This is a genomic window from Nostoc paludosum FACHB-159 (assembly GCF_014698835.1).
Classification (GTDB): domain Bacteria; phylum Cyanobacteriota; class Cyanobacteriia; order Cyanobacteriales; family Nostocaceae; genus Nostoc; species Nostoc paludosum.
This window is the reverse complement of the sequence record NZ_JACJTU010000020.1, coordinates 80,708-100,333: the sequence shown is the minus strand read 5'-3', so window position 1 is coordinate 100,333 and position 19,626 is coordinate 80,708. Positions and strand designations below refer to the sequence as shown.

At 42.9% G+C, this 19,626-nt stretch carries 12 protein-coding genes; 7 read left to right on the top strand and 5 right to left on the bottom strand.

The window, feature by feature from the left end:
- The first annotated feature begins 145 nt into the window (after positions 1-145).
- Positions 146-5,956: a PAS domain S-box protein gene (locus tag H6H03_RS40440; RefSeq protein ID WP_242057934.1), complete on the top strand. Its 5,811-nt coding sequence runs from the start codon at positions 146-148 to the stop codon at positions 5,954-5,956.
- 12 nt (positions 5,957-5,968) lie between these two features.
- Positions 5,969-7,039, top strand: a complete 1,071-nt coding sequence (locus H6H03_RS20675) for a hybrid sensor histidine kinase/response regulator (protein WP_190956960.1) — start codon at positions 5,969-5,971, stop codon at positions 7,037-7,039.
- A 69-nt stretch (positions 7,040-7,108) separates the two neighbouring features.
- Here H6H03_RS20675 and aroB read toward each other — a convergent pair whose 3' ends face one another.
- Positions 7,109-8,221, bottom strand: a complete 1,113-nt coding sequence (gene aroB, locus H6H03_RS20670; RefSeq protein ID WP_190957003.1) for a 3-dehydroquinate synthase — start codon at positions 8,219-8,221, stop codon at positions 7,109-7,111.
- A 368-nt stretch (positions 8,222-8,589) separates the two neighbouring features.
- On the opposite strand from aroB, the gene petL reads away from it, so the two are divergent.
- Complete coding sequence (gene petL / locus H6H03_RS20665; protein ID WP_138503491.1) at positions 8,590-8,685, top strand: cytochrome b6-f complex subunit PetL; 96 nt, start codon at positions 8,590-8,592, stop codon at positions 8,683-8,685.
- A 75-nt stretch (positions 8,686-8,760) separates the two neighbouring features.
- Here the strand turns inward: petL and bioB are convergent, their stop codons facing one another.
- Positions 8,761-9,771 carry a biotin synthase BioB gene (gene bioB, locus H6H03_RS20660; RefSeq protein ID WP_190956959.1) on the bottom strand — a complete coding sequence of 337 codons (1,011 nt, stop codon included), beginning with the start codon at positions 9,769-9,771 and terminating at the stop codon, positions 8,761-8,763.
- Between the two features lie 209 nt (positions 9,772-9,980).
- Between bioB and H6H03_RS20655 the strand changes: the two genes are divergently transcribed.
- The 3 genes from H6H03_RS20655 to H6H03_RS20645 all read left to right on the top strand — a co-directional run bounded on the left by H6H03_RS20655 (position 9,981) and on the right by H6H03_RS20645 (position 12,275).
- Positions 9,981-10,148 carry a hypothetical protein gene (locus H6H03_RS20655; RefSeq protein ID WP_190957007.1) on the top strand — a complete coding sequence of 56 codons (168 nt, stop codon included), beginning with the start codon at positions 9,981-9,983 and terminating at the stop codon, positions 10,146-10,148.
- Positions 10,149-10,155: 7 nt separating this feature from the next.
- Positions 10,156-10,731, top strand: a complete 576-nt coding sequence (locus tag H6H03_RS20650) for a GNAT family N-acetyltransferase (protein WP_190956958.1) — start codon at positions 10,156-10,158, stop codon at positions 10,729-10,731.
- An 86-nt stretch (positions 10,732-10,817) separates the two neighbouring features.
- A complete protein-coding gene (locus tag H6H03_RS20645) occupies positions 10,818-12,275 on the top strand; it encodes a protein adenylyltransferase SelO (RefSeq protein ID WP_190956957.1) in 1,458 nt (485 codons plus the stop codon).
- 240 nt (positions 12,276-12,515) lie between these two features.
- On the opposite strand, the gene H6H03_RS20640 is transcribed toward H6H03_RS20645, so the two are convergent.
- On the bottom strand, positions 12,516-14,243 hold the full coding sequence (locus tag H6H03_RS20640; protein ID WP_190956956.1) for an ABC transporter ATP-binding protein: 1,728 nt from the start codon (positions 14,241-14,243) through the stop codon (positions 12,516-12,518).
- 810 nt (positions 14,244-15,053) lie between these two features.
- Positions 15,054-15,659 (bottom strand): DedA family protein, encoded by a 606-nt coding sequence (locus tag H6H03_RS20635; protein WP_190956955.1) that lies wholly within the window; start codon positions 15,657-15,659, stop codon positions 15,054-15,056.
- Positions 15,660-15,794: 135 nt separating this feature from the next.
- Here H6H03_RS20635 and H6H03_RS20630 point away from each other — a divergent pair, with 135 nt between their 5' ends.
- Positions 15,795-16,577 (top strand): ABC transporter permease, encoded by a 783-nt coding sequence (locus H6H03_RS20630; RefSeq protein ID WP_190956954.1) that lies wholly within the window; start codon positions 15,795-15,797, stop codon positions 16,575-16,577.
- Between the two features lie 306 nt (positions 16,578-16,883).
- Here the strand turns inward: H6H03_RS20630 and H6H03_RS20625 are convergent, their stop codons facing one another.
- A complete protein-coding gene (locus tag H6H03_RS20625) occupies positions 16,884-19,397 on the bottom strand; it encodes a CPBP family glutamic-type intramembrane protease (protein ID WP_242057933.1) in 2,514 nt (837 codons plus the stop codon).
- Between the last annotated feature and the right edge of the window lie 229 nt (positions 19,398-19,626).

The following is a 19,626-nucleotide window of genomic DNA, read 5'->3' as shown; positions in this document are numbered from 1 at the left end:
AATATCTCAGGCATTTCCTCTGCTGTGTATCTCAACTCCTATCGAGGTATAACTTAGTATAAGTCATGCTATTAACATGATAGTTAAAGAGATACAATTTTGTTGAAATGCGTTTAAACGCGATCGCGTTCGTATTTTTGATCCTATGAGTCATGGTTCTCCCCTTACCATTCTGCTGATTGATGATTGCGCTCAAGAGCGGATGGAAATTTGTCGCTGTTTGCAGCCTCAGTTGCTGTATGATTATCGGATTTTTGAGTTTGGCACGGCGACAGAGGCCATGAAATGGTGTCAGCAAGAAATACCAGATGCCATCGTGCTGGATTTTTTGTTGCCTGATGGCAATGGGTTAAAGTTTGTTCAAGAATTTAGGAAACAATTTAGTACTAACCAATCGGCGATCGTTCTGCTGACCACAGAAGAAGATGAACTGGGCGCCGCCCGTGCCATCAAAAGCGGTGCCCAGGATTATTTAATTAAAGGCAAGCTCACCCCTGAAATTGTCCAACAATCAATCGATGGCGCAGTTGCACCAATTCTTCTCAGGCGGCGGCTAGAACAAAGTCAAGAACAACAACAACTTATTGCCGCGATCGCTTTGCGGATTCGTCAGTCGCTCAACCTCGAAGAAATTTTACGCCAAACTGCAACACAAGTGCGCCAATTTCTGTTGACAGACAGGGTAGTGATTCATCAATTTCAGCCAGATATGAGCGGCATCATTGTGGCGGAGTCAGTGCTTGATGGTTGGACTGTGGCTTTGGGGAAGAAAATTCACGACACCTGCCTTCAAAATAGAGCTGCAAACGAATATCGCCAGGGAAAAAAACGAGCAATAGACGATGTTTACCAAGCTGGCTTAACAAATTGTCATCTGCGTCTTTTGGAAAAATTTGAAGTCAAAGCTAACCTGGTGGTGCCGATTTTGGTAGCAGAGCAATTATGGGGATTATTAATTGCCCACCAATGTTCGGCATCTCGTCACTGGGAATCGGTAGAGCTTTCCTTATTAGATGGACTTGCCGTACAAATAGCGATCGCCATTCAACAAGCAAATGCCTATGAGCAGCTACAGGCAGAATTAGCAGAACGCAAACAAATACAAGCTGCTTTACTCGAAAGTGAAGCTCGCTTTGTGGCATTCATGAATAATAGTCCTACAGCTTCTTGGATTACTGATGAAAATGGTTTGTTGGTTTATCTGAGTCAAACTTATCTACAAAAATTTCAACTTCACAGCCAAATCAGAGAAGATTTAATCGGCAAGACAGTCTTTGAAATATATTCCCCTGAAATTGCTCAGCAGTTTGTGGACAATATTCGCCAGGTTGCACAGACTCAACAACCCATTGAGGTGATTGAACAAGCTCCCAGAATAGACGGTACGCTAGGCTATTTTCTAGTTTACAAATTCCCACTTTTGGGAACTGTCGGGCAATGCCTAGTCGGTGGGGTTGCAGCTGATATTACGGAGCGAGTGCTTGCAGAACAGGCATTGCAACAACTCAATCAACAACTCGAAGCCAGAGTGGAACAGCGCACAGCAGCTTTACGTGAAAGCGAAGAACGCCTTTGCAAGATCCAAGCGCATCTGCTGGCGGCGCAACGAATTGCCAATTTGGGCAGTTGGGAATTAAATTTACAAACTCAAGAAATCATCTGGTCGCCAGAGGTCTTTCACATTTTTGGACGCGATCCTGCTTCTGGTACGCCAACCTACGAGGAGTTTCGTCAGTTAATGAATTTAGTAACTCGGACTCGTCACGATGTTTTGGTGCAGCAAACAATCGAACAGGGAAAGTCCTATGAGATGGAATATTGCTCAAATCGCTCAGATGGGGCATTGCTTTATTTATTTTCCAGAGGAGAAGCGATATTTGATGCAGATGGCAGAGCCGTGGGCTTGGTCGGCACTATCTTAGACATTACCGATCGCAAACAAGTAGAAGCAGCCCTCAGAGATAGCGAACGGCGTTATGCAACCCTGACAGAAGCCGCCCCTGTGGCAATTTTCCGCCTCGATCCTACTGGTCAATGTATTTATGTTAACGATCGCTGGAGCGAGATGACACGTAAACCAACACAGGCGGCATTAGGAATGGGTTGGTTAAATATAATACACCCGGAAGACCGCGAACGCCTGCGGTTGCAATGGTCTCAAGGATTTTGGCCAACAGGACTATACTGCAACGAAGGCAGGCATCTGCACCCCAATGGCAGTATCAGTTGGTTCTACATCCAAGTACTACCGGAAACTAACCCCTTTGGCACCGTGATTGGCTACATTGGCACCCTCACCGATATTACCGAACGCAAACAAGCAGAGTCAGCGCTACTAGAGAGCGAACGCCGCTATGCTACCTTAACAGAAGCCGCTCCCGTGGCAATTTTCCAGCTTAATGCTGTTGGTCAATGTATCTATGTTAACGATCGCTGGAGTCAGATGACTCTGAGGCCAACACAAGCGGCATTGGGTATGGGGTGGTTAGAAGCGCTACACCCAGAAGACCGTCATCGCCTGGGACTAGAATGGTCTCTCAAATTTCAGCAAGGACGTGTTAATCCCACAGAATTTTATGAAAGCGAGGGTAGGCATGTGCGACCGGATGGTACCATTAATTGGTTTTATGTCCAGGTGTTACCCGAAATCAACACTAGTGGCGATCTTATCGGCTACGTCGGTACACTTACGGATATCAGCGATCGCAAACGAACCGAAGAACAGCTGCATCACATTTCTGAACGGCTAACCCTAGCAATAAGATCTGGAGGGTTCGGCATTTGGGAATATGATTTCGCCCAAAACAAACAGATTTGGGATGAGCGAATGTACGAACTTTACGGATTAAGTAATAGGGATTTTAACAGTTCTTTTGATGCCTGGTTAAACTGCATCCACCCAGACGATCGCTCTTATATCCTGGAAGTCACTGAGCAAGTTCTCCAAGGTAAACAAGAATATAATGTCGAGTTTCGTATCATTGAACCCAGTGGAGAAATTCGTTTCCTCAAAGGCTACGGTATTATCAAGCGTAACCAACAGGCCGAACCTGTGCGGATGATTGGGGTTAACTTTGATATTAGCGAACGTAAACAAGCAGAACAGGAACTTATTCGCAACAGGGATTTGCTGGAAGCAATTTTTAACGAATCAGCCGATGCGATTTTTCTGGTCGATCCTCAAACGCTGCTGACTCTAGATTGTAATCGGCAAGCAGTAGAACTGTTTGAGGCCGCTGACAAAGCCGAATTACTCGAAATAGATGGACAGACACTCCAACATCATCCATTCACTGCCAGCGAAACGGATGCCATCGTCGCAGATATGCAAACCAAAGGTGTTTGGAGTCGGGAAATTGAATATGTGACTCTTCGCGGCAAGATTTTTTGGGGGAACATTGCAGCCAAGCCGATTACTGTCGCCGGACGCACCATGAATTTAGTCCGGGTAACTGATATTAGCGATCGCAAACAGGTACAAGAGGCACTGGCGAAATATGCCAGTGAAGTCGAAGATTTATACAATAATGCTCCCTGTGGCTACCATTCCCTGGATAGCGATGGCCGATTTATCAAGGTGAACGAGACAGAACTGCAATTGTTGGGCTATACCCGTGAAGAAATGATTGGCAAACCCTTAGTGAATTTTTTCACAGAAGCCAGTTGCTTGGCCTTCTGGGTTAACTATAACCGCTTCCAAGAACGAGGCTGGGTAAAAGATTTGGAGTATGAAATGGTTTGTAAAGATGGCACAATTTTGCCAGTATTAATCAGTGCCACTGCCGTCAGAGATGCCGATGGCAGGTATCTTTACAACCGCGCCACCCTATTTGATATTAGCGATCGCAAACAAGCCGAGCAAGAACTAGAAAAATCACGCAAAATGCTGCAAACGGTACTGGACACATTTCCCCAACGTGTCTTCTGGAAAGACCGCCAGTCGCGGTTTCTCGGCTGCAATCCGGCATTTGCTCGCGATTCTCAAATAGACCCCGATGCCATCATCGGCAAGACCGACTTTGAATTACCTTGGGCAAAGTGGGCACATCTCTACTCTACAGATGACGCCAGAGTGATGAATACTAGAACCCCAAAGCTAGGCTATGAAGAGCCATTGGAAGGGCCTAATGGCGAGGAACTCTGGGTGCGAACAAATAAAGTTCCCCTTACCAATAGTGCAGGCGACGTGATTGGTATCTTGGTATCCCACGAAGACATTACAGATCGCAAACAAACCGAAGTCCAACTGCGGCAAACCAATGAGCAACTTGCCAACGCCAACGTCGAGCTAGCTCGCGCCACTCGCCTCAAAGACGAATTCCTTGCCAACATGAGCCATGAACTGCGAACCCCACTGAATGCAATTTTAGGCATGTCAGAAGGCTTGGTAGAAGGCGTGTTCGGTTCGATTAATCAACGGCAAGCAAAAGCGATCGCCACCATTGAGCGTAGCGGCAGACATCTGCTAGAACTGATCAACGACATCTTAGACTTGTCTAAAATTGAATCTGGCAAACTGGAATTACAGCTGAGTGACGTTCCAGTGAAAACCCTGTGTGATGCCAGCCTCGCCTTCGTCAAACACATGGCATTGAAAAAAAATATTCGCCTGAATACTCACATCGCCACCAACCTCAGCACCATCCAAGTAGACGATCGCCGTTTACGTCAAGTACTAATCAACCTACTGAGCAACGCCATCAAATTCACACCAGAACAAGGGTCTGTCTCTCTAAAAGTCTGGTTGGAAGCAGGGGAAGAGGACGCAGGGACGCAAAGACACGGGGACGCGGGGAAAGAAGACAGGGAGAACCGGAAACACGCAAACACAGGGAATTTATTACAAACACTCTCCGCGTCCCCGCGTCCCCTCCTCCCCGCGTCTTCTTCCCCATCCCTCCTTTGCTTGTCTGTCACTGATACCGGCATCGGCATTGCTGCTGAGGACATTGGCAAGTTGTTTGAGCCTTTTATCCAGCTTGACAGTAGCCTGAATCGTCAGTACAGTGGCACCGGTTTAGGACTAGCACTAGTACAACGGATTGCTGTTCTGCATGGAGGAACGGTCTTGGTTAGCAGTGAAGTTGGAGTGGGTAGTTGTTTTACAGTGCAGATTCCCTACCGTACCAGCGATGGTGTTTCCACAACCGTCGTCAAAAATCCATTGCCTAGTTATCAGTTTCTTGCCGAAAATGCTCAGGTTCTGGTGATTGAAGACTCAGTTCCGGCGTCTGAACAAATTACTCGCTACTTGAGCGAAATGAAAATGCAACCTGTTGTCTATTCAAAAGGTGAAGGAGCTGTAGAGCAAGTCCTATGTCTGAAACCAGCTTTGATTGTCCTGGATCTACAATTGCCTGACTTATCGGGTTGGGACATACTCGCTCAACTGAGAACAAACCCACAAACCAAAGAAATTCCTATTATCATCACTTCCGTGCTAGACGAACGTACCAAAGGATTTGCTTACGGAGCTGCTGAATATTTGGTTAAACCAATTTCTCGCGCTCAGTTTCGGGCAACTTTAGAAAAACTGCAATATCCTAACCGTTCTCATTTAGCAGATGCGATCCTACCGTCACCGATGGCATTTCCCGTAATTTTACTGGCAGAAGACAATCAGGCAAACATTGATACAATGTGTGGCTATCTTGAAAGTCGAGGATATCGTTTAATTTTGGCAAACAATGGACAACAAGCCATTGAACTGACTGCAAGTCAAAAACCCAACTTAATTGTTATGGACATTCAAATGCCAGAAATGGACGGACTAGAAGCGATACGCCGCATCCGTGGCGATCGCCAATTTACTGATGTGCCAATTATTGCCCTCACAGCCCTAGCCATGCCCGGCGATCGCGAAAGTTGTTTAGCAGCCGGAGCCAACGAATATTTGACTAAACCCGTAAAACTCAAACAGCTTACTGCCACAATTCAACAACTTTTAGGAAAATAGTGGAAATTCTTAATGGACACTCAACCCTCTATTTTAGTAATTGATGATGAACCAGATAATTTTGATGTTATTGAAACATTACTAGATGGGGAAGGATATCAATTACACTATGCTCCTAGCGGTCAACAAGCCCTAACTCGCCTCAGTAGTTTTCAGCCCGATGTGATTTTGCTCGATGTAATGATGCCCGATTTGGATGGGATGGAAGTATGTCGGCGCATCAAAGCCGATCCGCAATGGCAAACAGTTCCCGTCGTCATGGTGACAGCGTTAACTGCCAAAGAAGATCTGGCTCGGTGTTTGGGCGCAGGTGCAGATGACTTCATTAGTAAGCCCATCAACAGTTTAGAGTTACGCGCTAGGGTGAATTCGATGTTGCGGATTAAGCAACAGTATGATAACCTCCAAGCTTTACTCAAACTACGAGAAGATATGGTTAACACCATCGTCCATGATTTGCGAAATCCTCTCACTAGTATTGTCCTATCAACTGAGATTCTGCGATTTCCTGGTTTGTCTTTTCAAAAACAGCAGCAGAAAATTGAACAAATTGCGATCGCCTGTCAACAGTTGCAATCCTTGATTAATAGTTTGTTGATCATGGCAAAATTAGAATCCGGCAAAATGGTTCTCAATTATACAGAAGTAGACCTTTGCGGGCTGTGTATTTCAGCCTTAGCGGATGTTGAAGCGATCGCAGATCAAAAAAATCTCACTCTCATCAGTGAATTACCCAAACCAGGCGATACCGTGAAAGTAGATGCAGCTATCTTTCGCCGAGTTTTAGATAATTTGCTATCCAATGCCATTAAGTTTTCACCCTCCAATTCTCAAGTCATCTTGCGGGCAGAAAATTTAGCAGCAGGAGGTACGAAAATACAAGTTGCTGATTCTGGTTCGGGAATTCCTGAAAGCTTGCGGCAAAGCATTTTTGAAAAGTATGAAATTGGAACTGTTAACCCACAAGTGTCACAAATCGGATTAGGATTAGCTTTCTGCAAAATGGCGATCGATGCACATCATGGCAGAATTATTGTTGAAGATAACTATCCAAAAGGTAGTACTTTTACAGTTCTGCTTTAAATCTGGTAAGAGTTTTATCCTTGATTTTATACTTTTTTATTCATTTATTTCAGTAATTACCGATTTTTATCAAATCTCCCGCAGCACTTGGCGAATAACATCTGATGGCACTTCATCAGTAATTGTCACTACACCAATTTGTGTTGGCAAAATAAACCGGACTTTCCCGTCTTTGACTTTTTTATCTAACTGCAATGCTTCAATAAGTGCTTCAATATCCACCCCAGCTGGTAACTGAGTTGGTAAACCTGCTTTTTGAATTAAAGCATTTTGACGTTCACTGTCTTCCTTCTGCCACATTCCTAGTTCCACAGCAATTTTTCCAGCCGCTACCATACCGATCGCCACTGCTTCTCCGTGATTCACTAGCCGATAACCAGTCAAACTTTCCACTGCATGACCGATGGTATGTCCATAGTTGAGAATCGCTCTTAATCCACCTTCTTTTTCATCTTTGCTAACAACATCAGCTTTCGCTTGACAAGAGCGCGTTAATATGCTGCTTATCAATTCTGGTTTGACATAGCGGAGTTGGTCGAGGCGTTTACTGGCTTCCAACTGGGCAAACAATTCGGCATCCCAAATCACACCGTATTTTATCACTTCTGCCATCCCTGCCCGAAACTCGCGCATCGGCAGAGTTTTCAAGACTTCTGGGTCAATCAAAACCAAGCGTGGTTGATGAAACGCCCCAATTAAGTTTTTCCCGTGGGGATGATTAACACCAGTTTTGCCCCCAATTGCCGAATCTACCATTGCCAACAGAGAGGTAGGCACTTGTACGACATTAATGCCCCGCAGCCAAGTTGCAGCTGCAAAACCAGTCATATCACCAATCACGCCTCCCCCCAAAGCCACCATAGTCGAAGAACGTTCTAGGCGGTTTTCCAAGGCGACATCGTAGAGTTTTTGGATGGAATTAAGGGTTTTATAGCGTTCCCCAGGTGGTAGGGTGCAGCTAGCAACATCAAAGCCAGCAGATGTCAGCGATGCAATGGCTCTTTCGCCAAAATGCTTAAAAATCGTCGGATTAGAAACCAGCAGTACCTTCTTGCCTAGCTTTAGATTGGCCATGTGTTGGCCGAGTCCATCTAGGCTTGAAGGTGCGTTAGCGTAGCTCACCGAAGGTATCGCAATCTCATAAGACTGCCCTGGTAAATTCACATTAATTACAGAAGTCATTGCCCAACCCCAAACAAGCGCCCGTGGGGTGTATTCTATCGCAATCTGGGGCAGGAGGCAGGAGGCAGGGGACAAGGGAGATGGGGGAGTGTGGGGAGTGTGGGGAGTGTGGGGAGTGTGGGGAGTGTGGGGAGTGTGGGGAGAGAGGGGAGTGTGGGGAGTGTGGGGAGATGGGGGAGAGAGGGGAGAGAGGGGAGTGTGGGGAGTGTGGGGAGAGAGGGGGGAAAGATTTCTTCCCCATCCTCCCACACCTCCCACACCTCCCACACCTCCCACACCTCCCACACCTCCCGATGCCCCATGCCCAATGCCCAATATCCAACATCTAATGATTCAATAGATTTAGGAACTATTGTGGAGAAAAATAAATGTTTGCAATTGTAGCTTACATCGTCTTCTTGGGTTTATTCTTTGGTATAGCTCTTGGTCTGTTTTTCGGTCTGCGGACTGCTAAGATAATTTAACCAAGATTATTGTGGGGCAGGCAAGATGCCTGCCCTTGGATTTGGGACAGGCGAGACGCCCGTCCTACAAGAGATTTATCCCACAAATGCTGGACTGGCGGCTTTCTCCTCTCTTTGGGAAGGCGGACGCATTTGTAAACCGAGTAAATTCAGCATTTGGCGATCGCTATCATAATCTGGACAAGGAGTTGTCACGGTTAACATTTTGTTGTCATCGCTAGAAAAGATAGAATTAGCTCCTGCCATAAAGCACAAAGCTTGTTCAACTTCAGAAAGTCTAGCCCTACCAGCGCTGAGACGCACATCGGAACCTGGCATGACAATTCTGGCTGTGGCAATCATCCGCACAACATCCCAAATGGGGACATCAGGCTGATTTTCTAAGGGTGTGCCTGGTACTTGAGAAAGAATATTAATTGGCACAGATTCTGGATGCGGTTGTAAGCTTGCTAGAGTTTGCAACATTGCAATACGGTCATCCACAGTTTCGCCCAAACCAAGGATACCGCCGGAACATACAGTGACGTTTGTTTGACGAACATTCTCAATTGTGTTGAGGCGATCGCCATAAGTCCTTGTGGTAATAATTGTGCTGTAATATTCTTCCGAGGTATCCAAGTTATGGTTATAGGCGTAAAGCCCTGCCTCTTCTAATCGCTTGGCTTGATTTGGTGTCAACATTCCCAGAGTGCAGCATACTTCCAAACCCATTGCCGTCACATCCTTGACCATTTCCAGGACTTCCTCAAATTGTGAGTTATCCCGCACTTGACGCCAAGCAGCACCCATACAGATGCGACTAACACCAGTTTCTTTCGCTTTTTGGGCAATACTAACTACCGTTTCTTTTTCTAGGAGTGCTTGCGGCTTTACCTCTGTTTGATAGCGCGAAGATTGGGCACAGTAGCTACAATCTTCTGGGCAACCTCCGGTTTTAATAGATATGAGCTTACAAACTTGGATTTTTGTTGGGTCATGATATTGGCGATGCACGCTAGCAGCTTGATAAATCAGCTCTAGCAAAGACGTGTTATATATCGCCCTAATCTCTAATTCCTGCCAATCGTAGCGTATTCCCACCGTCACTATCCTTCCTGTAGACTAGGTTTATGAAGGCTGTCTTTTGGTTAAATTTCCTCTGGTACAGCGTTTGGGCAAAGGGATATTGAAGTTATTAATCACCCATTAGCTCTCAATCCTTGCGCCTAGATATTTAGACATCAGCTTATCAATATTTTCGTTGATTGGCAGATTCTATTTTTTGAAGGGGGGTGGGGAGGTGGGGAGGTGGGGAGGTGGGGAGACTTGTACTGAGCGGAGCCGTTGGCGCAGCCTCTCGTAGAGAAGTATGGGGAGACGCGGGGACGCGGGGACGCGGGGAAAAAATAATGACAAATGACCAATGCCCAATGCCCAATGCCCAATGCCCAATGCCCAATACCCAATACCCAATGCCCAATTAAGTAGTGTATGAAATTAGAATTGCCATTAATTAGAAGCGATCGCTTGTTATTGCGATCGCCAGTTCAAGAGGATATACCTCAAATTATTAAATACTTTACTGATAACAAAACCTATTTGACTCCATTCTACCCTCTTTGGGCTGATGGTTTTTTCACTGAAGAATATTGGCAGTATCAAATAGAGAACAATTTTTTGGAATTTGTCAATGGTCAATCCTTAAAGCTATTTATTTTTACTAAAAAAAATCCAACTGTAATTATTGGGACTATCAATTTTAGTAATTTTGTTCGCGGAGTTGCTCATTTTTGTTACGTGGGATATAGCCTTGCCGAAACCAAGCAAGGTAAAGGATATATGACAGAAGGGTTACAAGTAGCGACTCAATATGTCTTTCAAGAATTAAATCTTCACCGCATCATGGCTAATTATATGCCTCACAATCGACGCAGCGGCAATGTTCTCAAAAGGCTCGGTTTTGTCATTGAAGGATATGCTAGAGACTATTTATTAATCAATGGACAGTGGGAAGATCATATTTTGACAAGTCTGACCAATCCTAATTGGCAACTACCCAAATCTTAAAATAATTCGTAATCGAGAATATATCGATGCTAATGCTGAAGCCAGAGGTAGTATTAAGAGAAAGAATGAATTAAGTTTTCTTTATAATGACTCTGGCCCAAACCGCAAACAACAAAAATTCTAGCAATCCTTTTCTCTGCCTTAACTACGAAAGCGCCTTTGAATCTTTAGGCGATGACTACTATGATGAGGTTGCAGCAGAAGAATTTCCCCAACACATCTTGCGTTGGCGTAACGATGCACTTTTACCACGTTTAGGTCTCGATCCCCAAGTAGTTAAAGATGAAGATTTCATCACAGCTTTTGGCAAATTCGAGGGGCGCAAACCCTTTTTGGCAATGCGTTACCACGGCTATCAATTTGGTGAATATAACCGATTATTGGGTGATGGCAGAGGCTTTCTCTACGGACAAGTACGCGGTACTGATGGGCAATTATACGATTTTGGCACAAAAGGTTCTGGAAGAACGCCTTACTCCCGTGGTGGCGATGGTTTACTGACGCTCAAAGGTGGAGTGCGGGAAGTTTTGGCTGCGGAAGCACTGCACCACTTGGGTGTACGTAGTTCGCGGTGTCTCACCATGATTGAAACAGGTTTATCACTGTGGCGGGGGGATGAACCTTCACCGACTCGTTCGTCTGTAATGGTGAGGATGAGCAGTTCTCATATTCGCTTTGGTACTTTTGAGCGCCTACACTACTTGCAGCGCCCAGATTTAACTCAGAAGCTATTAGACCACGTAATTAAGGAATATTATCAAGACTTGGATGCTCAAGAAAATAAATATGCCTTATTTTACGCCGAATTAGTTAAAAGAGTTGCAGAATTAGCAGCCCAGTGGATGGCTGCTGGTTTTTGTCATGCAGTTCTCAATACTGACAATATGTCGATTACGGGAGAAAGTTTTGATTATGGCCCTTATGCGTTTATTCCTCACTACGATCCATACTTTATAGCTGCATATTTTGATTATTACGGACGCTATTGTTACATTAATCAACCAACCGTTTGCCAGTTAAATCTAGAAATGCTCCAAGAACCTTTAAAGGCGATTATTGAGAAAGACGATTTGAATTTTGGATTAGCGAAGTTTAATGAATATTATCAAGCAGAATACGCTTCTTTGATGTTGAAAAAGTTGGGTTTTATAGAGTTGCCACATCCACAGGCGAAAGAACTTTTGAATTTAACAATTGAATTTTTGGGCAATAGCAAAGTCGGGTATCACGAATTTTTTTATGAGATGGCTCGCACCTTTTCAGCTAAATGGCGAGATGAACCAGGCTTTGTGATGAATACTTCTGATATTGTCCCAGTACCGGGAGCATCAGGAATTTTTGATGATTGGTGTATATTGTACCATAAAATATTAAATGATTTAGATAGCGATCGCCTAGAAACAATTGCTCAAACTCTAGCTTTTTATAATCCAAAGACAGCATTGTTAAGACCTGTAATCGAATCAATTTGGGAAGCAATTTTTCAAGAAGATAACTGGCAACCTTTTTATGATTTAGTTAAACAAATTCAATCTCGACAATAGTTAAATCACATTAATACCAATTCTGCATGAAGATGCACAGAATATTAACGCGCAGTCAGTTCGTCTCTGTTGGCTTGCCAGCACCGGGTTGACCCGAACGTACCAATTGAAGATGTAGCAGGTGCGGTGATTGCGGTGCAAGGCGCTCGGTATCCAGAAAAGCTGGAGCAAATGACCGGTCGCTAAGCTACAAAAAATGTCTTTTCTGATTGCATTCCGTAGTTTATTAAGCAGTTCAGCTTAACTAAATTCTTGACCATAAAATTGGGCATAGCGACCCTTTTTTATGGTTAATAATTCTTCATGGCTGCCTGATTCGATAATTTTTCCTTGTTCGAGAACTAAAATACGATCGCACCTTTTAATTGTTGATAAACGATAGGCAATAATCAACACTGTCCGGTTTTCCATCAGTCTTTCTAACGCTTGCTGCACCAAAGCTTCTGACTCGGAATCTAATGCAGATGTGGCTTCATCAAGAATCAAAATTTGTGGGTTGAGGTGAACGGCACGAGCGATCGCAATTCTTTGTCTTTGCCCTAATGATAAGTTTACCCCACCTTCGCCCACCCAAGTACGATAACCTTCTGGTAATTCGTTAATAAATTCATGGGCGTTAGCAATTTTTGCTGCTGCTGTCACTTCTTGCATATCAAAAAAGTCTTGCCCAAAAGCGATATTCTGGGCAATTGTTCCAGAAAAGATGATGCTTTGTTGGGGAACAATGCCAATTTGTCGCCGCAGACTATTTAACTTCACATCCCGAATATCAATACCGTCAATTAAGATTTGACCAACTTTAGGATCGTAAAAACGGGGTAAGAGATTTACAAATGTGGTTTTACTAGCAGCAGAAGTTCCTATAATAGCGATCGCTTCACCCGGTGATACCAAAAAGCTGATATCCTTTAATACACGTTCCCCTGGTTGATAGCCAAAAGAAACATGACGATATTCTACTTGCCCTTTGACTGGAGGTAAAGCGATCGCATTTGGTTTTTCCATCACTGTCGGTTGAATTGCCATTAACTCAAAAACCCGGCCAATAGATGCTTCGCCTTGCTGAAATTGATTGTAGTTTTTACTAATGTGACTGATGGGATCGATTAACAGCACTACCGCCGCCAGATAACTAAAAAAATTAGCTATTGTCAAATTGTCTTGGGAAATTTGCCACGCCCCCACTATCAATAAAGATAAGACAATTGAGGTTTCTAAAAATCCCACAATGGGAATTTTCATTGCTTTTATCCGTTGGGCGGAATATTTTGCTTTCAGACTGCGTTCTGCTTCAGAACCAGAACGGGCAATTTCGTAATTTTCCGCCGCAAAAGCTTGTACCAAACGGATACCGGTAAAAATTTCTGAGATAATAGCAGATAAACCCGACACCCGATTTTGACTTTTTAAAGAATACTTGCTTAAGTGTTTACCAAACCAGGTGATTAAAATAGCGATTAGTGGTGCAACTATCACCGCTACTAATGTCAATTGCCAATTCAAACAAATCATGTAAATTGCAATTGCCACCAGCTGCAAAATACAGGGAATAAACTCGTGAAATATTTTATTTACCACTTCACCAACTCGGTCAACATCTTCAGTGAGGCGGTAAGATAAATCACCTGCTTTTGTTGTTTCAAAATAGCTGAGATTTAGCTTTTGGAGATGTGAGTATAATTGCTGGCGGAGATGAAAAGCAACTTTTAAAGCAGCTTTCGCCATGTACATATCTTGTATAGACTGGAACAAGGCTCTCACAAGAAAGATTAAGGCACAAATCCCAGTTACTTGGACGATCGCTACTACATTACCTTGTCCGAAGGGAATTGCCAATTTCCCGGCAAGATTGATTAACACTAATGTTGCCAGCACATATCCAAAAATGCCAATAAATCCCTTAGTGATGGTTCGCCACTGGGGTCGGATATAAGGTAGCAGTAGCCAATAATTATAACGCTTTTTCAAACTCTAACGTCCAGAAGAATAGGGCATTGGCTAAACAGGAAGTGTTGACTGTTGACTAGTGAGTGAGGAGTTATTATTCTCCCCATCTATATTTTGTTCGACTTCCCAGGGAAACAGCCAAGGCAATGGTGATACATTTATAGGGTAATTGACAATCCACTGCACCAATTGAAAAATTAATAAATATCACATTGACAGTAAGTTACTTTCAGAACCTAAAATTCTTAAACTCTAATATAACTGGCAGAAACGGTACGGTAAGTATATATAAGGAATCATCGCCCACATTACATTTTGCAAGTCTTTGTAGGCGACCCTCTCGGCAATGATTTGTCAGCCTAATGCGATAAAATACGAGCTAAATACAGCTAAAACAGCGCGTAGGCGTAGCCCGCACTTCTCTACGAGACGCTCCGCGTAGCTTGCTTCCCCGTAGGGGTACGACAAGCTCAGTGACGATCGTAGACATCGCTCCACCATACACCCCACAATAACATTACTAATAAGGGCGGTAGTATTCCTAATACTTCTACTTAGCCAAACTAAATTTTATACCAAATAGTAAACAGTAAAGGCAAAGTGTAGGTTTTGGCCTTTTTCCAGCCCTTGTTCACAACCACAATAAAAAGTGTAGCAATTGCGAAAAAAATCAGGTTTTCTAGAAATAGATGGAGATTGATGTTTCAGAAAAACATAAAATCTTGCCGCTAGTCTAAAAACCCAAGCCGCTTTATCCTTTAATTGTGAATTCTACCTTCTCACTTCTGACTCCTGAATTCTGACTTCTCAATTCTAAGTTATTACATATTTTCAATCTTTGTTTGCTCTATTTTCTTGTATGACATGAATAACTGATGGCACTAAAGAAATAACAATAATTAATCCAATAATTGGTAATAAATATTTATCTACCTGTTCGGGCGGTAAAGATTTTCCTAAGAAAAATCCTAACAAAGTGATGCCAAAAGTCCAAATAAAGCCACCAATTAAGTTATAAGACATAAATGTCCGGTAATGCATAGCACCAATACCCGCTACAATTGGCGCAAAAGTCCGTACAATTGGTAAAAAACGTGCTAGAACAATCGTTTTCTTGCCGTGTTGTTCGTAAAAATTTTGGGTTTTAACAATGTGTTTTTTATGAAATAACCACGAATCTTCCTTCTGAAATAGTCTTCTGCCAAATTTATGCCCAGTAAAATAGCCAACATTGTCACCCAAGACTGCACAAACAAAAGCACCAAAAATCAGAACCCAAATGTTGAGTAAATTTTGAGATGCAATAAATCCAGCAGTGAATAACAAACTATCCCCAGGCAGAAAAAAACCAATTAACAAGCCAGATTCAGCAAAGATAATTGCCCACACCCCAAAGTAGCCAAGGGATTTAATAAGTTGTGGTAAATCAAAATGCATAAAATTTCCCAGCTTTGAATAGATATATCCAGAACATCTTAACGTTGTGCAATTTTTTTGAATAAAAAGTAATATTAAATTTATGTAAAGTTCTTTTGTTATTTTTTAAAGTCAATATCGGCTCAGGGGTGCAGGATGCAAAGATATCTGAAAGTACTAAGATTATTTTGGAGTGCGGCGATCGCATCTGAGTTAGAGTATCGCATCAACTTTGTTATAGCTAGCCTCAGCAGCTTGGGGAATCTTGTTGGTAGCCTCTTTGGACTATTCTTGTTTTACCGCACCGGCTACACTTTTGCTGGCTGGTCATGGGAAGCAGCTTTAGTAGTTCTAGGAATTTTTACTTTATTGCAGGGGTTTTCCGCCACTTTTCTCGCACCGAACTTAAATCGCATTGTCCGCCATGTGCAAGAAGGCACTCTTGACTTTATATTATTGAAACCCATTCGCAGTCAGTTTTGGCTTTCCACCCACACCATTTCACCTTGGGGAGTACCAGATTTAATCTTTGGCTCCATCATCATTGGCTACGCAGGCCAACGTCTGGGTGTAGGAATAGACAAGTATTTATTCAGTGTAGTGCCGTTGTTGTTTGGCTTAGTAATTCTATACAGCCTATGGTTTATACTTGGCTCTTTTACTATTTGGTTTGTAAAAATATACAACGTTACTGAAGTATTGCGTAGTTTATTAGAAGCTGGAAGATATCCAATCACAGCTTTTCCAACTGTTTATCGGTTTTTCTTCACCTTTGTAGTACCAGTAAGTTTTTTAACAACAATACCAGCCCAAGCGATGCTAGGTCGAGGTGAAATTACCTGGGTGATTGGTGCAGGAGTATTGGCACTGGTGTTATTTTTTGTTTCTACTTGGTTTTGGCGATTTGCGTTGCGGTTTTATACCAGTGCTTCGAGTTAATGGGGATTGAGGGCTGATTTATCAAGAAAGGCAGAGGGCAGGAGGCAGAAGGCAGGAGGTAAAAAGTCTTACTATGCCTGGCATTCAAGTTTTTAAAATGTCCAACGACGCAGGAGCGTCACCGTAAAAGTGCGACGCCTTGGGAGCAAGGGTTTAAAACCCCCACCAAATTTCCAATTTGGTGGCTTTGGTATGGTTGGTTTTGAATCCCCATTTGTTGCGTAGCTTCCCCCTTTCTTACGAAACATAAGTGCCTCCTGCCTCCTGCCTTCTGCCTTCTGCCTCCTGCCTCCTGCCTTCTTCAAGTTATTTAGAGGAATCTGCTAATTTTCCCATCCCTCCAAAAACAATTAACCAAACTACTACCACAACCCAGTGAATTAAAACTATTACCCACAACGAACCTGTAAGCGCATAGGCCACTGTACATGTAATTCCTAATAATGCAGCTAAACTCAGAAAAACCAAATTAAAAAATGTGGATAATCCTGCTTTAAAAAATGTCTTAGCATTCAATGGATGATACAGAATAAATAATAACAAGCTGATAGTTACCCACAATAACCAATCAGAAAAATTGATATTTTCTGTTGGATGAGGAACTAGAAAAACTCGAAAAATTAACTCTTCTAAAATTGCAGGTGCAAATAAGCAACGCAATATCAATAAGCTTTGATCGAGCCAATTTCCAGACCAGATTTGTATCTGTAAAAACTCAAATTTCCAGCCAATAGGTATGGCGATCGCACTATAAATTCCCAACAGCAAAACAACAAGTAACCAGTCTTGAAAGCTGGGAATTACTAACGATGCTAAAAAACGATTCAAAAGAATTGATAGTGGTGAAATATTGGTAAAGGGAATCTGGATTTGTCCGAAAACTACTGTTGGGGCAATGGGGACGATATCAGCCTGCCAACCGCCTACTTGATTAGTTCGCCACACTTGGATAATTGCACCGTGTTTTAAAAATATTGCGGCGAGTTCGTCCTGTGCTTGTCTTGGCATAATTGTTCGCCATGTTGTCAAACCAGCCCAAATACTCCCATCTTGAAATGGTTCCGTGGTTTTGCCGATTCCTGTACCTGCGAGTATACTTGCTTGACTCTGCCAGTCAGCCCGGACTATCCCCAAAGGTGCTAATTGTTTTTCTAAAGCTTGACCTAATTTAATTAACTGTTGAAAGCGTAAGGTTTGTGGATGATTAGGGTTAGTGTTTAACCAAATTTGAATTTGAGGACTTGTAGCGACTTGATTTTTAATTGCTAGTATCGCTGCATACAGCGCTTGGCTAGAGTCCTGAATGCAGGAAGTTGCAGGTGATACCATTGCCCCACCAGTACCATCACCAACCCGATAACGGGCCATTTTCATCTGTAATTTTTGCTGTAACTGGTCTAAAGGCGAAAGTTTCACTCCATCAAAATCATAATCTTGGGTTACAGGGTCAAATTCGATCAGAATATCTGATACCGGACGCGTCGCTAGCCAGCCGCGTTGTAAGTTACCCATATAATCAGCCCATGTATGCGTTCCAGCAATAATTCCATCCGGATTATGGGCATAAATTTGATGATATTTCGCCTCGAAGCGTAATTCGTTAGTAAACTCGTCCCGGACAACTTCTGCAATTCCAAAAGCAAAATGTCCGGTGACAGTATAAGGTACTCCGAGAGTTTCAGCTTTACGTCCCCCAATTCCACCGAATAGGTGCAGCAAAATCGCTTTGTCGCCTTCTTGCCATTTTGAGATCGATTGATTGGGTAAATTACCAGTTTCTACTGGGTTTAACAAAAGAGTATTAAATTGGCCTTTATTTTTCTCCGTATTTTGCCAATTTGCAGTTTTGATGTAATTCAGTACTGATTCTTTGCCAGTAATGCTTTGATTGGGTTGGATGCGAAAGAGAGAACGAGGTGCGATCGCCCCCACAGTAAATACACCATTGATATCTTCAGCACCGTAAATATACCATCCTTCACTACCCGCAGGTGACCTTTCAATTTGCTGTGGACTTGAAGGGGCAAAATTTCGCGTATCTATAACTTGTTGGGGAATGCGAATAGTTTCGGAAACACCATCAAACTTCTTAGAAGTAGGGTTGTAATGCTGTACCAAAAAATAGTCAGTACTTTTTTGATTTTTGGTTGAGGAAAAAGTTGTGCGATCGGGTTTAATAATTTTTACCAAACCATAAAATCTACCAGTCACTAAAACAGGTTCGCGTTCAATTTGTAAAAGCGGTTTTCCTTGACTTTCCGTAATGATTGTATGGGAATCTAAAGCAACAATTGTATCGTCAAGAGGATTCGCCCCAGCCAAAGAACGTAGCCTCCCTACCTGATGAATTCCATTGAGTCGAAAGGGATGAATATTTCCTTGTTTTTGACTTTTAATTACTTGGCTAGTAAAATTTACATCTCGCGTTACAGCTTGAACTTCAGCCAGTAAATCTTGATTTTTTTTCCACTCCAGACGCACAATCTTTCCTACTAAACTTTGTGCTGTCGGTGGTGCATGTTGTACTTCTAGCCACACCCAATCTAAATTATCTGCTAATTGCTGTTTTGTTGGTAAAATCAATCTTCCTACCCAGTCTGCAATAGGTTTATAAAGATTTGCAGGGGGAATTTTTGTAACGGGATAAAAACTAGGTTGATTAAAATCTTGTTGAATATGTATCGCATAATTGCTGTTGTGTTCTACTCGCTGCGGTTGTTTTGGGGAAAGTTGTAACACCGCAACTAATGTTATGAACAGTAGCAGTAAAAATATTGTTAATCCTAACGTGTTTTTTCGACGCAATCGAGGCCAAATCAAGGGAATATACCTAGTAGCTATTTGTAATTAATATATTAATTCCATTTTAAGGGTGAAAAAGATGGTGGCTGATGATTTATATCATATCCGTCTAATTACCGATTGAAAAAACTCACCGTGTCTCCCTTGGGGGAAGTTCCAAACGCTGGAAGTTGGCGCATCCTAAGGGGAATTACACCTGCTTCGATAGATGTATCCGAGGAGGGTTTGGGGGTGGGGTTCTCAGAGG

Excerpts from the sequence above, each read along its gene's own strand:
- H6H03_RS40440 (WP_242057934.1), top strand. The coding sequence starts at position 146 with ATGAGTCATGGTTCTCCCCTTACCATTCTGCTGATTGATGATTGCGCT.
- H6H03_RS20675 (WP_190956960.1), top strand. The coding sequence starts at position 5,969 with ATGGACACTCAACCCTCTATTTTAGTAATTGATGATGAACCAGATAAT.
- aroB (WP_190957003.1), bottom strand. The coding sequence starts at position 8,221 with ATGACTTCTGTAATTAATGTGAATTTACCAGGGCAGTCTTATGAGATT.
- petL (WP_138503491.1), top strand. The coding sequence starts at position 8,590 with ATGTTTGCAATTGTAGCTTACATCGTCTTCTTGGGTTTATTCTTTGGT.
- H6H03_RS20650 (WP_190956958.1), top strand. The coding sequence starts at position 10,156 with ATGAAATTAGAATTGCCATTAATTAGAAGCGATCGCTTGTTATTGCGA.
- H6H03_RS20645 (WP_190956957.1), top strand. The coding sequence starts at position 10,818 with ATGACTCTGGCCCAAACCGCAAACAACAAAAATTCTAGCAATCCTTTT.
- H6H03_RS20635 (WP_190956955.1), bottom strand. The coding sequence starts at position 15,659 with ATGCATTTTGATTTACCACAACTTATTAAATCCCTTGGCTACTTTGGG.
- H6H03_RS20630 (WP_190956954.1), top strand. The coding sequence starts at position 15,795 with ATGCAAAGATATCTGAAAGTACTAAGATTATTTTGGAGTGCGGCGATC.